This is a genomic window from Pseudomonas sp. SORGH_AS_0211 (assembly GCF_031453455.1).
GTDB lineage: Bacteria > Pseudomonadota > Gammaproteobacteria > Pseudomonadales > Pseudomonadaceae > Chryseomonas > Chryseomonas aestiva.
Map to the genome: position 1 here is coordinate 1,389,228 of NZ_JAVIZV010000001.1, position 13,860 is coordinate 1,403,087.

Annotated in this window: 12 protein-coding genes; 4 read left to right on the forward strand and 8 right to left on the reverse strand. The window is 66.4% G+C overall.

Features of this window, described 5'->3' with window-relative positions; all coding sequences use genetic code 11:
* Positions 1–104: 104 nt before the first annotated feature.
* From QE393_RS06490 to QE393_RS06515, 6 genes are all read right to left on the reverse strand, one after another.
* Positions 105–905, reverse strand: a complete 801-nt coding sequence (locus QE393_RS06490) for a universal stress protein (protein ID WP_158891073.1) — start codon at positions 903–905, stop codon at positions 105–107.
* 138 nt (positions 906–1,043) lie between these two features.
* A complete protein-coding gene (locus QE393_RS06495; RefSeq protein ID WP_273809628.1) occupies positions 1,044–2,195 on the reverse strand; it encodes an acyl-CoA dehydrogenase family protein in 1,152 nt (383 codons plus the stop codon).
* 11 nt (positions 2,196–2,206) lie between these two features.
* The gene (locus QE393_RS06500; protein ID WP_310042640.1) at positions 2,207–3,259 is read right to left on the reverse strand and encodes an enoyl-CoA hydratase/isomerase family protein; all 1,053 of its coding nucleotides are present in this window, start codon (positions 3,257–3,259) and stop codon (positions 2,207–2,209) included.
* Entirely contained in the window at positions 3,256–4,152 is an 897-nt protein-coding gene (gene mmsB / locus QE393_RS06505; protein ID WP_273809630.1) for a 3-hydroxyisobutyrate dehydrogenase, read from the reverse strand. The genes QE393_RS06500 and mmsB overlap by 4 nt, the downstream gene beginning before the upstream one ends.
* A gap of 13 nt (positions 4,153–4,165) precedes the next feature.
* Complete coding sequence (locus tag QE393_RS06510; protein ID WP_273809631.1) at positions 4,166–5,680, reverse strand: CoA-acylating methylmalonate-semialdehyde dehydrogenase; 1,515 nt, start codon at positions 5,678–5,680, stop codon at positions 4,166–4,168.
* Positions 5,677–7,410 (reverse strand): AMP-binding protein, encoded by a 1,734-nt coding sequence (locus QE393_RS06515; protein ID WP_310042643.1) that lies wholly within the window; start codon positions 7,408–7,410, stop codon positions 5,677–5,679. The genes QE393_RS06510 and QE393_RS06515 overlap by 4 nt, the downstream gene beginning before the upstream one ends.
* A 208-nt stretch (positions 7,411–7,618) precedes the next feature.
* Here QE393_RS06515 and QE393_RS06520 point away from each other — a divergent pair, with 208 nt between their 5' ends.
* Together QE393_RS06520 and QE393_RS06525 are read left to right on the forward strand one after the other, a co-directional pair.
* Positions 7,619–8,575 carry a LysR family transcriptional regulator gene (locus tag QE393_RS06520; protein WP_273809633.1) on the forward strand — a complete coding sequence of 319 codons (957 nt, stop codon included), beginning with the start codon at positions 7,619–7,621 and terminating at the stop codon, positions 8,573–8,575.
* Between the two features lie 98 nt (positions 8,576–8,673).
* Positions 8,674–9,120: a hypothetical protein gene (locus QE393_RS06525; RefSeq protein WP_273809634.1), complete on the forward strand. Its 447-nt coding sequence runs from the start codon at positions 8,674–8,676 to the stop codon at positions 9,118–9,120.
* Positions 9,121–9,145: 25 nt separating this feature from the next.
* Here the strand turns inward: QE393_RS06525 and QE393_RS06530 are convergent, their stop codons facing one another.
* Both QE393_RS06530 and QE393_RS06535 read right to left on the reverse strand, forming a co-directional pair.
* Positions 9,146–10,096, reverse strand: a complete 951-nt coding sequence (locus QE393_RS06530) for a 2-hydroxyacid dehydrogenase (protein WP_273809635.1) — start codon at positions 10,094–10,096, stop codon at positions 9,146–9,148.
* Positions 10,097–10,149: 53 nt separating this feature from the next.
* Positions 10,150–11,457: an Nramp family divalent metal transporter gene (locus tag QE393_RS06535; protein ID WP_273809636.1), complete on the reverse strand. Its 1,308-nt coding sequence runs from the start codon at positions 11,455–11,457 to the stop codon at positions 10,150–10,152.
* A 280-nt stretch (positions 11,458–11,737) separates the two neighbouring features.
* On the opposite strand from QE393_RS06535, the gene tig reads away from it, so the two are divergent.
* Both tig and clpP read left to right on the forward strand, forming a co-directional pair.
* Positions 11,738–13,048, forward strand: coding sequence for a trigger factor (gene tig, locus QE393_RS06540; protein WP_183630357.1), 1,311 nt, complete (start codon positions 11,738–11,740; stop codon positions 13,046–13,048).
* 90 nt (positions 13,049–13,138) lie between these two features.
* Positions 13,139–13,780, forward strand: a complete 642-nt coding sequence (gene clpP, locus QE393_RS06545; protein WP_007162222.1) for an ATP-dependent Clp endopeptidase proteolytic subunit ClpP — start codon at positions 13,139–13,141, stop codon at positions 13,778–13,780.
* The last annotated feature ends 80 nt before the right edge of the window (positions 13,781–13,860 follow it).

The following is a 13,860-nucleotide window of genomic DNA, read 5'->3' on the forward strand; positions in this document are numbered from 1 at the left end:
TATAAGAGCTGCTTCGGCGACTTTCGGACGGGCTTGAGCGTGGAGGTCGGCTGGCCGACGAAGCGCGTCCCAGACGGATGGACTGCGCCTTGGCGCAACCAGGATCAGCGCAGCAGCAGCATCGGCACTTCGGTCTTGTGCAGCAGCTGGGTGGTGCGACTGCCGCGCAGGAAGCGCCAGACCGAGGAGTGGCTGTAGGCGCCCATGATCAGCAGGTCCGCCCGGCGTTCGTCGAGATGGCGGGGGACGATGCGCTCCACGTCGCCATGGGCGACGGTGGTGTCGACCCGGCACCCGGCGCTGCGCAGCAGCAGCGCCAGGTCTTCCAGGCGCTTACGCAGGATCGGATCGTCTTCGCCGACTCGTAGCAGCGTGCCGCTCATGCCGGTCAGCAGCGGACTGCGCGCCAGGGCCAGGATGCCCTGGTGGGTGGCTTCCCGGCCGTCATAGGCGATGGTGAACTGGCGCGGGGGCTTGAAGGGGCCCGAGCAGATCAGGATCGGCCGGTGCACGGCGCGCACCACGGCTTCCAGCTGGCTGCCGATGCCACTGTCTCCGGAGCGCTCGCCGCGCTTGCCGATCACCAGCAGGCGGGTGTCCCCTTCGAGGGTCTTGAGCGTATCCACCAGTCCCTCGGGGCGGCGCAGGATCTGCGGTGCCGAGGTCAGGCCCTGCTGGAGGAGGCGCTGGCGGGCATTGAGCAGCAGCGCCTTGGCCATCCCGGCACCGACGTCATCGTCCAGATAGACCGGGGTACCGTTGGCGACCTTCTTGCCGCTACTGGCCGACTCCTGCACATGCAGCAGGGTGACGGGCGCATCCAGCCGTCGCGACAACCAGGCGGTGTGGTCGCAGACGCTTTCGGCGTGGGGAGAACCATCGATGCAGGCGAGCAGGGAGGCCATAACGGTATTCCTTGGCGAGACCGGGACCAGACTCGATCCCTGTCCGGAGCGTAGCACCCGCCCAGCGCTGTCCAGGTGACGCCTGGATGTCATCTTCGGCTTTTGCTGGGCAGGTCACGGCCGTCATCCCGGACGCCCTCACATTTCGTAGCGATCGAGTTCCCGGGTGATCAGCAAACGCTGGATTTCACTGGAGCCTTCGTAGATCTGGGTGATGCGGATGTCGCGGTAATACTGCTCCACCGGATAGTCCTCCAGGTAGCCATAGCCGCCATGGATCTGGATGGCCTTGGAGCACACCCATTCACCGGTTTCGGTGGCGAACAGCTTGGCCTGGGAGGCTTCGCTCAGGCACGGCTGGCCGGCCGTACGCAGCCGCGCCGCATGCAGGATCAGCAGTCGCGCGGCGTTCAGGCGCGTATGCATGTCGGCCAGCATGTTGGCGATGCTCTGGTGCTGGATGATCGCCTTGTCGAACTGGATGCGCTCGCGGGCATAGCCCAGCGCCGCCTCGAAGGCCGCGCGGGCGATGCCCAGGGCCTGGGCGGCGATGCCGATGCGACCGCCTTCCAGGTTGGAGAGGGCGATGGCCAGCCCCTTGCCGCGCTCGCCCAGCAGGTTGGCCGCCGGAATCCGGCAGTTGTCCAGGGTGACGGCGCAGGTGTCGGACGCGCGCAGGCCCATCTTGTGTTCGGTGCGCTCGACGCGAAAACCGGGGGTGTCGGTGGGTACCAGGAAGGCTGACAGGCCCTTCTTGCCCAACTCCGGATCGGTCACTGCGAAGACGATGGCCAGGCCTGCACGGCGCCCATTGCTGACGAACTGCTTGCTGCCATTGAGCACCCAGCTGTCGCCCTCGAGTACCGCACGGGTACGTAGATTGTGCGCCTCGGAGCCGGCCTGGGGTTCGGTCAGGCAGAAGCAGCCGATCACCTTGCCGGCGGCCAGGTCGGGCAGCCAGCGATCCTGTTGCGCGGCGCTGCCGTAGCGCAACAGCGGCCCGCAGCCCACCGAGCTGTGGATGCTCATCAGGGCGCCGAGGCTGCCGTCGCCGGCGGAGATCTCTTCCACGGCCAGGGCATAGGCGACGTAATCCATATAGGTGCCGCCCCATTGCTCGGGCACCACCATGCCCAGCAGGCCCAGTTCTCCGAGCTGGGCGACCACGGCGTCGTCGATCCACTCGGCCTTTTCCCAGGCGCGGGCGTGGGGCGCGACCTCGCGGCGGGCGAAGTCGCGCGCCAGGTCGCGGATCATGCGTTGTTCTTCGGTGAGTTCGATGTCGTGCATGGGAGCCTCCCTCAGGAATGGCGAAAATCGGAGAAAAAGGCCGCGACGCGACGGGGGTCCAGATCCTGCCAGCGGGCCGGATTCCAGTGCGGCGTGCGGTCCTTGTCCACCAGCATGGCGCGCACCCCCTCGATGATCTCGCCTTTCTCGAACCAGCGGCGATCCAGGTGCAATTCCAGGGCGAAGCACTGCTCCAGGGACAGCCCACCGCCCTGGCGCAACAGCTCCAGGGCGGTGGCGACCGCCAGCGGCGAACGGGCGTCCAGGGTGGCGAGGGTTTCCTGCGCCCAGTCGCGATAGGCGGAGCGCTGTTCCGCCTGCAGACTGCCGCGCAACTCTTCCACAGTCGCCGCGGCGAAGTGCTCGGCGATGGCGGGACGCAGGTCGGTCAGGCGCGCCGCCTCGGGCGGAGCGACGGCGAATGCCTGCAGCAGGGCGGCCAGATCGGTCGGTCCCTGGGCGGTGGCCGCCTCCAGGCGCCGGAGCAGGTCGTCGTTGGCCGCTTCGGGGATGAAGACATCGGCCAGGCCCGCGGCCAGGGCGTCGGCCGGGCCGATCTGCACCCCGGTCAGACCCAGATAGAGGCCCAGCTGGTCGGGCAGGCGTGGCAGGAAATGGCTGGCGCCGACATCGGGGAAATAGCCGATGGCGGTTTCCGGCATGGCCATCCGGGTGCGCTCGCTGACGATCCGCAGCCGCGCCGCCTGGACCAGGCCCATGCCGCCGCCCAGCACCAGCCCATGGGCCAGCGCCAGGATCGGCTTGGGATAGCGGTGCAGTGCCAGGTCGAGGGCGTATTCCTCGGTGAAGAAGCTCAGGTGCAGGTCATCGCCGCGCTGGTAGCTGTCGTACAGCGCCCGGACGTCGCCACCGGCGCAGAAGGCCTTGGACCCGTTGCCGCGGAGCACGATCACCCGCACGGTCGGGTCCTGCTCCCAGTCGCGCAGCGCCCCGTGCAGGGTGCGCACCATCTGCAGATCCAGGGCATTGAGCCCGGTCGGGCGATCGAGGGTCAGGTAGCCGACCCCGCCGCGTCTCTCCAGCAGTACCTTGGCGTCGCTCATGCACCGTCCTCGTCCAGGTAGTCCTGGATGATGGCCGAGAAATCCAGGCCGCCGCCACCCGCGCGGCTGAATCTCTGATAGAGCTGCTGCGCGACCGCCCCAAGGACCACCGGCTGGCGCACGGCTCGCGCGGCCTCGGTGGCCAGGCTCAGGTCCTTGAGCATGAGCTCGGCGGCGAAGCCGCCCTGGTAGCCACGCGAGGCTGGCGCCTGGGGCAGCACGTCCGGATAGGGGTTGTTGACCTCCGAACTCCAGCAGCGCCCGCTGCTGGTATTGATCACCCCGGCCAGCGTCTTGGCGTCCATGCCCAGGCGGGTACCCAGGGCCATGGCCTCGGCCACCCCGATCATGGAGATGCCCAGCAGCAGGTTGTTGGCCACCTTGGCCACCTGGCCGTTGCCGCTGGCGCCGCAGTGCACCAGGTTGCGGCCCATGGCGGCCAGCAGCGGCTGGGCGCGCTGGAAGCCCGCCTCGCTGCCGCCGACCATGAAGGTCAGGGTGCCGGCCGCGGCACCACCGGTGCCGCCGGAGACCGGGGCGTCCAGCAGTTCCAGGCCGCGTTCGGCGGCGGCGCTGGCCACCGCCCGGGCACTCAGCGGATCGATGGTGGAAGAATCGATCAGCAGGGTGCCCGGCCGAGCCCGGGCGATCAGCCCGTCGTCGCCCAGATAGACCGTCTTCACATGGGCGGCCGCGGGTAGCATGGTGATGATCACTTCCGCGCCACTCTCCGCTACGGCGGTGGGCGAGGCGGCGACCTCGGCGCCTTCGGCGCGCAGCGCCTCGAGCGCGGCGGTGGAAAGGTCGAAGACGGTCAGCTGATGGCCGGCCTTGAGCAGGTTGCGGGCCATGGGCGCGCCCATGTTGCCCAGTCCCAGAAATCCCAGATGCATGCTGGCGTCTCCCTTACTTGAGGGTGATGGTGGTGTTGACGACCCCGGCGCTGCCGACGTCCTGCTCGTCGGGCCAGCGCGTGGTGATGGTCTTGGTCTGGGTATAGAAGAGCACCGCCTGCTTGCCGTAGGGCCCCAGGTCACCCAGCTTGGAGGCGCGCGAACCGCTGAAGGAGAACAGCGGCACCGGTACCGGGATGGGCACGTTGATGCCAACCTGGCCGACGTCGATGTCTTCCTGGAAGCGGCGGGCCGCGGCGCCGGAGCGGGTGAAGAGGGCGACGCCGTTGCCGTTGGGGTTGGCGTTGATCAGGGCGATGGCTTCGTCGAGGGTGGCCGCGTGCATCACGCAGAGCACCGGCCCGAACAGTTCTTCGCGGTACAGGGTCATGTCGGTGGTCACCCCGGAAAACAGCGTCGGGCCGACGAAGTTGCCCTTCTCGTAGCGCTCGACCTGGATGTTGCGGCCGTCCAACTCCAGGGTGGCGCCTTCGCTTACCCCGCGCTCGATCAGGCCGCTGACCCGGTCCAGCGCCTGGCAGGAGATCAGCGGGCCGACGTCGGTGCCGTGCTCGTGACCCGCGCCCACCTTGAGGCTGCGCGCCTTGGCCACCAGGTCCGGCACCCAGCTGTTGGCCTCGCCCACCAGCACCACCACCGAGACCGCCATGCAGCGCTGACCCGCCGCACCGAAGGCGGCGCCCACCAGGTTGGCCAGGGTCTGTTCGCGGGGCGCATCGGGCATCACCACCGCGTGGTTCTTGGCGCCCATCATGCACTGGACCCGCTTGCCGGCTTCGCTGGCGCGGCGGTAGACGTGGGTGCCGACGCGGGTGGAGCCGACAAAGGACAACGCCTTGATGTCCGGGTGATCGCAGAGGGCGTCCACCACCGCCGGCCCGCCATGGACCACGTTGAGCACCCCGGGCGGCACCCCGGCTTCCAGCGCCAGCTCGGCCAGGCGCATGGTCACCAGCGGATCCTGCTCCGACGGCTTGAGGACGAAGGTGTTGCCGCAGGCGATCGCCATGGGAAACATCCATAGCGGAATCATCGCCGGGAAGTTGAAGGGGGTGATGCCGGTGCAGACCCCCAGGGGTTGCAGCAGGGTATAGGTGTCCACCCCGCTGGCGACATTGTTGGCCAGTTCGCCCAGTTGGAGATTGCCGATGGCGGCGGCGTGCTCCACCACCTCCAGGCCGCGGAAGACATCACCCTCGGCGTCGGCCAGGGTCTTGCCCTGCTCGGCGGTGAGCAGGGCGGCCAGTTCGTTCATGTGCTCGCGGATCAGCTGCTGGTAGCGCAGGAAGATGCGCGCCCGGGCGCCGATGGGCGTCTTGCGCCAGGTGGCGAAGGCCGCCTTGGCACTGGCCACGGCGCGCTGCACCTCCTCGGCGGTGGCGAAGGGCACCCGCGCCAGCACCTCCTGGGTCGCCGGATTGATCACCTCGCGGCCTTCGCGGCTGGTGGAGGTGACGAACTGGCCGTCGATCAGCAGCGGCACGTCTTGGATGGCGGTCTGGGTCATGACAGGGATTCCTGAGCGGTGGCCGGGGTGGCCGGGGCAGGTTGGAGGGCGAAGTCTTCTTCGGCGTAATCGTGGAGATCGGGGGTGCCGCTGGCGCGGCGCTGGGCCTCGCCCAGGCGCAGCTCGATGCGGCGGATCTTGCCGGACAGCGTCTTGGGCAGCTCGCCGACGAATTGCAGCCGGCGCACCCGCTTGTAGGGCGACAGGCAGCCACGGGCGAAGCCGAGCAGCTCCTGCGCGAGCTCAGGCGAAGGCGCGTGGCCGGAGGCCAGGATGACGAAGGCCTTGGGTACATTGAGGCGCAGGGGATCGGGGCTCGGTACCACCGCCACCTCCATCACCGCCGGATGCTCGATCAGGGCGCTCTCCAGTTCGAAGGGGCTGATGCGGTAGTCCGCCGACTTGAAGACGTCATCGGCGCGCCCGACGAAGGTGATGTAGCCCTCGGCGTCGCGCACCGCGGTATCGCCGGTGCGGTAGTGCCCGTCGCGCATCACCTCGGCGGTCTTTTCCGGGCTGTCTTCGTAGCCCAGCATCAGCCCGGCCGGCCGCGGTTGCAGGGACAGGGCCACCTCGCCGTCGTCACCCGGTCGGCCATCGGCATCCAGCAATTCGACGTGGCACCCGGGCAGCGGACGACCCATGGAGCCCGGCTTGAGCGGCTGCCCTGGGGTGTTGCCCACCAGCGCGGTGGTTTCCGACTGGCCGAAGCCATCTCTCAGGGTCAGCCCCCAGGCCGCCTGCAGGCTGTCGATGATCTCGGGATTGAGCGGCTCGCCCGCGCCGACCAGCTCGCGCAGGTCGAGTCGATCACGATAGGCGGCGAGGTCCTCCTGGATCAGCATCCGCCATACCGTGGGCGGCGCGCAGAGGCTGGTGACCGGATAGTGCGCCAGCACCTCCAGCAGCGCCTGGGGCTTGAAGCGCGGCACGTCGTGGATGAACACGCAGGCACCGGCGTTCCAGGGCGCGAAGACGCAACTCCAGGCATGCTTGGCCCAGCCGGGGGAGGAGATGTTGAGGTGCACATCGCCGGGTTGCAGACCGATCCAGTAGAGCGTGGACAGGTGCCCGACCGGATAGCTGCTGTGGCTGTGCAGGACCAGCTTGGGTCGCGAGGTGGTCCCCGAGGTGAAATAGAGCAGCAGCGGATCCGTGGCGAGGGTAGGGCCGTCCGGCAGGAAATCGCTGGCACAGGCGCCCGGCGCATAGGGCTGCCAACCGGCCACCGATGCCCCGACGCAGATACGGGTGAGGCCAGGATCCAGACTGGCGCAACGCTCCGTATGGGCGCTGCCCACCACCAGGTGGGCGATACGTCCGCGTTGCACCCGATCCTGCAGATCGGCATCGCTGAGCAGGGTGGTGGCGGGCACCACCACGGCGCCCAGCTTGAAGGCGCCGAGCAGCGCCTCCCACAGCGCCACCTCGTTGCCCAGCATCACCAGGATGCGTTCGCCGCGACGGACACCCTGGGCGCGCAGGAAATTGGCGGTGCGATTCGACGCCTGGCGCAGCTCGGCGAAGCTGTAGCGCTCCTCCCGGCCTTCGGCATCGAGTCGCCACAGCGCCGGACCGGCTTGCTCCTCGGCCAGGCGATCGAAATGGTCCAGCGCCCAGTTGAAGTGTTCCAGCTCCGGCCAGCGAAAATCGCGGACGGCCGTGGCGTAGTCGGTGCGATGGCGCAGCAGGAAGTCGCGCGCTTCACGGAAGGCATCGCCGGCGGTCATGGGCGATACCCCGCGGCCTGCAGGAGCGGGAAGGAAGGGCAGCGTCCGGCCTGGCGCCGGGATAAGGCGTGCGGGTGGGTCATGGGGGTCTGCTCTTTATTGTTGTTGGCTGGCAGAGGTTCGCGCCGTCACCGCTCGTGACGCGACTTGGTAAGCAGTATAGTTCCGGCAAAAGTCCCCTGGCTTCCGACAAAAACGCCCGACAGATATGCAAAAATCCAATAACCCGGCGGGACGTCTCGACTGGGACGATCTCAGATTCTTCCTTGAAGTGGCGCGCACCCAGAAGGCCAGCGCCGCCGCCCGGCGGCTGGGGGTGGACTACACCACCGTCTCGCGACGGATCGCTGCCCTGGAAAAGGCGCTCGGTGCCCTGCTGTTCGAGAAATCGCGCAGCACCGGCTTCAGCCTCACCATGGAAGGCCAGCGCCTGCTGGTGCATGCGGAAACCCTGGAAAGCACCCTGCAGACCGCCTGCGAGCAGATCTCCGATACCCGGCTGGCGCCGTCCGGCCAGGTGCGCATCGGCGCCACCGAGGGCTTCGGCAGCTACTTCGTCGCGCCCCAGCTGAGTTTCTTCCAGGATCGCTATCCCGGCATCACCCTGGAGGTGCTGCCGGTGCCGCACTTCGTCAACCTGTCGCGTCGCGAAGCCGATATCGCCATCACCCTGGAGCGGCCCGAGCGCGGGCCCTATGTCTGCCGCAAGCTCTGCGACTACCGTCTGCGGCTCTATGCCACCGCCGACTATCTGGCCAGCCACCCGCCCGTCACGCAGCTGGCCGATCTGCAGCGCCACAGGTTCATCACCTACGTCGACGATCTCGCCTTCAGCCCCGAGCTGCTTTACCTGGAGCGTATCCTGCCCGAGGCCAGCAGCGGCCTGCGCAGCACCAGCGTGATCGCCCAGTACCAGGCGGCCCTGTGCGGACACGCCCTGGCCATCCTGCCATGCTTTGTCGCCGAACCCGATTCGCGTCTGGTAGCGCTCCTGCCGGAGCAGATCCAGATCACCCGGCAATTCTGGCTCTATTACCGCGAAGACCTGCGCCGCCTGCGGCGCATCACCCTGGTGGCCGACTACCTGCGCGCCTGCACCGACGCCAATCGGGACTTCCTGCTCGGAGAAACCCGCGCGCCGGTGCTGGGCTGGCCGATGTCCTGAAGCCCGTCGCCGATCGGTGCGGCACCCCGGGACCCGGCTGGGGTCTCAGAGCTGTCGGTCGTCCGTCGACGGCCTCCAGTGAACACATGGGAACGGCAATGGAACGATATCAGGCATTGAGTCAGGCGCTGAGCAAGGCGGCCGAGCGGGAAGAAGCCTATTGGCAGGGACTGGAGCGCCGCCTGCATGAATTGCCGGACTGCTTCACCCGCTACCTGGGACTCACCCCCGCGGATCAGGTGGATGCCGGGCTGGGCCTGGAAAAGCGCGTCGATGGCAATATCGTGCGCGAGCTGGAGGTCTATGCCCGTTATGACCTCACCGTGATCGTCGATGACCTCGCCGGCACCCCCCAGACCTTCGCCATCGGCCTGTCCTTCTTCTATACCAACGATCATTTCGTGCTGAAGGAGCGTGACGGCGAGTTCTCCGTCACCCTCGAATCCCAGGACGATCCCGACCGCTTCTGGGCAGAAGGCTGCCGCGAGATCTACGACTCCCTGGCCCGCCGCATCCGCGGCAAGACCCTGCCGGCCATCGAGTAGCAGGCCGGCCGGCGGGCGTCTGCGGTCAGACCGGCGTGACCAGGCGACCCTCGGCGAAATAGCGTTCCACGTTGGCCAGCACCAGGTCTGCCATGGCCTGGCGGGTCTCGTGGGTACCGCTGCCGAGGTGCGGGGTGAGGACCACGTTGTCCAGCGCCAGCAACGCCGTCGGTACCGCTGGTTCCGCGGCGAAGACATCCAGCCCCGCGCCACCCAGGGCGCCCGTCTGCAAGGCCGCCACCAGGGCCGGCTCGTCGACCACGCTGCCCCGCGCGATATTGATCAGATAGCCGCGCGGTCCCAGGGCGGCGAGGATCCGCGCATCGATCAGCCCATCGGTGGCCGGTCCGCCGGGCAGCGACAGGACCAGGAAATCCGCTGCCTTGGCCAGGTCTTCCAGGTCGGCGTGATAACGATAGGCGACGTCCGGTTGCCGCTGGCGACCGTGGTAGGCCACCTCCATGCCGAAGGCTTCCACCCGGCGAGCGATGCTCTTGCCGATATTGCCCAGCCCGACGATGCCACAGGTCTTGCCGGCCAGACGCGAGGTCAGCGGAAACTTGCCCTGCTGCCAGTCGCCGCGCCGCACGAAGCGATCCGCAGCGCTGATGCCCCGTGCCACATCGATCAGCAGGGCGAAGGCGGTGTCGGCGACGCAGTCGTCCAGCACGCCCGGGGTGTTGCTCACGACCACGCCCAGGTCCCGTGCGGCGGCGATGTCGATGCTGTCGTAGCCCACCCCGAAACTGAACACCGCCTTCAAGCCAGGCAGGGCGCTCATCAGCTCGCGCGTCGCGCCATGCACCCCAGAGGTGACCAGGGCCACCACGTCCCCGCCACGCGTGGCGAGCAGTGCGGACGGGTCGGGTGCTTCCCAGAGCCGCAGCACCTCATGGCGTGAATTGAGGGCGTCCTGCAGGGCAGGCAACAGCGGACCCACCTGCAGCAGCAGTGGACGTTCGTTCTGTTCAGGCATCTCTAGACTCCTTGAGGAAAGCGGGGGCGGCGAACCCGCCCCGAAACGGGGGCTCAGCCCAGCAACTGCAGGCCCAACTGGATCGCGACCCAGATCGCCAGCAGGGTGGCGAAGCCAAGCGCCAGATTCTCGAACCAGTTGTTGCGGTATTTGTCGCCTAGCAGCGACTTCTGGTTGGACATGATCAGCAGCCCCAGGGAAATCACCGGCAGGCCGACGATATTGAGGGCATTCACGCCAATGGTCAGGGTCACGAAGTCGGGCATGCCCGGCAGCGACCATACCAGCGGCGTCACCAGGATGAAGAGCAGGAACCACCTGTGCGCCGGGTCCTTGTGAAAGGTCTTGCCATAGCGCTCACGGCGCTCCGGACGGATGTGCTGCAGGGCATCGGTGATCAGCATGGGGAAGGCGGTGGTCTTGCCCACCACGCTGGCGAACAGGGTGGCGAAGACCCCGGTGAAGAAGATCAGCCAGCCACCGGTGCCAAAGAACAGCTCCAGGGCCGCGCCCAGGTCGCTCAGGGTATTCACCTGCAGACCATTGGGTCTGAGGATCTCCACCCCGACCACCCAGATGGCCAGGTTGATGACGATGCCGACCACCACCGCGAAGAGCAGGTCGTTGCGCTGGATGCGCTTGTGTTCCGGACCGGTCCAGCCCTTTTCCTTCATCACATAGGGATGCACGAAGTTGGCGATGGAGCCGGCCACGGCGCCAATCACCGAAACCGCCACCAGCAGGGCGCCGTGCACGCCTTCGTCCGGCGGAATGCTGAAGCCGATGGTGCCGCGCAGGATGCCGCCCAGGTCCGGCCCCGACATCACCGCCAGGGTGATGAAGGCCAGGGTCATGACGGCCAGCAAGACCTTCATCACCCCCTCGATCAGCGCATAGAAGTTGCGGCCCACCAGCAGCCAGACCGCGATCACCACCGCCACGGAGCAGAGCAGGGGCTGGTCGAGGTGGAGCAGGGTAGCCAGGGCTTCGCCTGCACCCTTGAGCATGTAGGCGTTGGTCAGGTGCCCCATGATCAGCGCATAGCCGAGCATGAACCAGGCGAACACCGGGTGCAGCTGGGCATAGCCTTCGAGGATCGACATGCCGCGGTTATTGCACAACTGGAAACGGGCGATGATGTTGACGATGAGAAAGCGCAGCAGCAGGGACACCGCCAGCACCCACATCATGGCGTAGCCGTAGTTGGCACCTGCCACCGAGGAAGTGATGAGGTCCCCGGCGCCCAGCCAGGACAGCACCGCGATGATGCCGGGGCCCAGCAGTTTCGCCAGGCGGCGCAGGCCGGAACGCGGCTCCTTGATCTTGGGGACGGATTTCTCGACGGAACCGGATTGGTCCATTGGGGCGATTCTCCTAACGATTGTTGTTGTTGTGAATAGGGCCGGAGGTGGCCTTTTCGTTAGCTTGCCCTTCAGGGTTTAGCACTACATACGACGTCGTACAACTTAGGGTGGGCAACAAAATGTTGCTCTTGACCGCTCGGTCAGGCCCGCTTCGGCAGTGCCCGTACGCACCGCTGGATCAAGCCAGGTGACTTCGCTTGAGACTGTCTCTAGAATGGTCGCCCTTGATTCTGGGGGGTCGGAGTGCCGGCCTGTTTCTGTGCCACGAGGAATATCCATGCAAGTTTCCGTTGAAAACACCTCTGCTCTCGAGCGTCGCATGACCATTGGCGTGCCGGCCGAGCGTATTGAAACCGAAGTGAACAAGCGTCTGCAGCAGACTGCACGGCGTGCCAAGGTTCCCGGTTTCCGCCCGGGCAAGGTACCCATGAGCGTCATCCGCCAGCGCTACGAAGCCTCGGCTCGTCAGGAAGCCTTGGGTGATCTCATTCAGGAAACCTTCTACGAAGCCGTTGTCGAGCAGAAGCTCAACCCGGCCGGCGCACCCGCCGTCGAACCCAAGGTGTTCGAAAAGGGCAAGGACCTGGAATACGTTGCCACCTTCGAAGTCTTCCCCGAGTTCGAAGTGAAGGGCCTGGACGGCATCGAGATCGAGCGTCAGGACGCAAGCGTCGAAGACGCCGACATCGACAAGATGCTCGACGTGCTGCGCAAGCAGGGCACTCGTTATGAAGCCGTTGACCGCGCTGCCGCCAACGATGACCAGCTCACCCTGGACTTCGTGGGTACCCAGGACGGCGAAGCCTTCGCCGGTGGTTCCGCCGAAGGCACCAAGCTGGTGCTGGGCTCGGGTCGCATGATCCCCGGTTTCGAAGACGGCCTGGTCGGCGCCAAGGCCGGTGACGAGCGCGTGCTCGACCTGACCTTCCCCGAGGACTACCAGAACCTGGACCTGGCCGGCAAGGCCGCACAGTTCAAGGTCACCGTCAAGGAAGTGGCCGCTCCCGAGCTGCCCGAACTGAACGAGGCCTTCTTCAAGCAGTTCGGCGTGGAAGAGACCACCGTCGAAGGTTTCCGCGCCGAAGTGCGCAAGAACATGGAGCGCGAGCTGCGCCAGGCCCTCAAGACCAAGGTCAAGAACCAGGTCATGGACGGTCTGCTGGCCGCCAACCAGATCGACGTCCCGGCTGCCCTGATCAGCAACGAGGTGGATCGTCTGCGCGTTCAGGCCGTCCAGCAGTTCGGTGGCAATATCCAGCCCGAGCAACTGCCGGCCGAGCTGTTCAGCGAGCAGGCCAAGCGCCGCGTGCTGCTGGGTCTGATCATCGCCGAGATGGTCAAGCAGTTCGAGCTCAAGCCCGATGACGCCCGCGTCCGCGAGCTGATCGAGGAAATGGCTGCGGCCTACCAGGAGCCTGAGCAGGTAGTGAAGTGGTACTACCAGAACGAGCAGCAGCTGAACGAAGTGCGTTCGGTTGTACTGGAAGAACAAGTCGTGGATACTGTCCTCAAGCAGGCAAAAGTCACCGACAAGCAGGTCTCCTACGAGGACGCGGTCAAACCGGCCGAGGCTCCGCAAGCAGCCTGATCTGCCTCCAGTTGCTAGTTCACCTAAGCCAGCCTCGTGCTGGCTTATGTGTTTTTGACAGGTCATCCAGATAGGGAGCTAGTGCAGGACATGTCCCGCAATTCATACATGCAATCCATGCCCGATATTCAAGCCGCTGGCGGTCTGGTACCCATGGTGGTGGAGCAATCCGCCCGGGGCGAGCGCGCCTACGACATCTACTCCCGACTGCTCAAGGAGCGGGTCATCTTCCTGGTGGGTCAGGTCGAGGACTACATGGCCAATCTGGTCGTCGCCCAGCTGCTGTTCCTGGAAGCGGAGAATCCTGACAAGGACATCCACCTCTACATCAACAGTCCGGGTGGCTCGGTGACCGCTGGCATGTCGATCTACGACACCATGCAGTTCATCAAGCCCGACGTCTCCACCATCTGCATCGGCCAGGCCTGCAGCATGGGCGCCTTGCTGCTGGCCGGCGGCGCCGCCGAGAAGCGCTTCTGCCTGCCGCATTCGCGGATGATGATTCACCAGCCCCTGGGTGGCTTCCAGGGTCAGGCGTCGGACATCGAAATTCACGCCCGTGAAATTCTGACCATCCGTGAGCGTCTGAACAAGGTACTGGCGCATCACACCGGTCAGCCCATGGACGTGATCGCCCGCGATACCGACCGTGACAACTTCATGAGTGGCCCCGAAGCCGTTGCCTACGGCCTGATCGACAAGGTCCTCGAGAAGCGCAACATCCCCGCCTGACCCCGCCTCGACCACCTGCCCAGGCGCCGTCGTTTGGGCAGGTAGGCTTGAAAAACCGTGCAATAGGCTCCATCTTGTTG

Coding starts and splice junctions, on each gene's coding strand:
- QE393_RS06490 (WP_158891073.1), bottom strand. CDS start 905: ATGGCCTCCCTGCTCGCCTGCATCGATGGTTCTCCCCACGCCGAAAGC.
- QE393_RS06495 (WP_273809628.1), bottom strand. CDS start 2,195: ATGCACGACATCGAACTCACCGAAGAACAACGCATGATCCGCGACCTG.
- QE393_RS06500 (WP_310042640.1), bottom strand. CDS start 3,259: ATGAGCGACGCCAAGGTACTGCTGGAGAGACGCGGCGGGGTCGGCTAC.
- mmsB (WP_273809630.1), bottom strand. CDS start 4,152: ATGCATCTGGGATTTCTGGGACTGGGCAACATGGGCGCGCCCATGGCC.
- QE393_RS06510 (WP_273809631.1), bottom strand. CDS start 5,680: ATGACCCAGACCGCCATCCAAGACGTGCCGCTGCTGATCGACGGCCAG.
- QE393_RS06515 (WP_310042643.1), bottom strand. CDS start 7,410: ATGACCGCCGGCGATGCCTTCCGTGAAGCGCGCGACTTCCTGCTGCGC.
- QE393_RS06520 (WP_273809633.1), top strand. CDS start 7,619: ATGCAAAAATCCAATAACCCGGCGGGACGTCTCGACTGGGACGATCTC.
- QE393_RS06525 (WP_273809634.1), top strand. CDS start 8,674: ATGGAACGATATCAGGCATTGAGTCAGGCGCTGAGCAAGGCGGCCGAG.
- QE393_RS06530 (WP_273809635.1), bottom strand. CDS start 10,096: ATGCCTGAACAGAACGAACGTCCACTGCTGCTGCAGGTGGGTCCGCTG.
- QE393_RS06535 (WP_273809636.1), bottom strand. CDS start 11,457: ATGGACCAATCCGGTTCCGTCGAGAAATCCGTCCCCAAGATCAAGGAG.
- tig (WP_183630357.1), top strand. CDS start 11,738: ATGCAAGTTTCCGTTGAAAACACCTCTGCTCTCGAGCGTCGCATGACC.
- clpP (WP_007162222.1), top strand. CDS start 13,139: ATGTCCCGCAATTCATACATGCAATCCATGCCCGATATTCAAGCCGCT.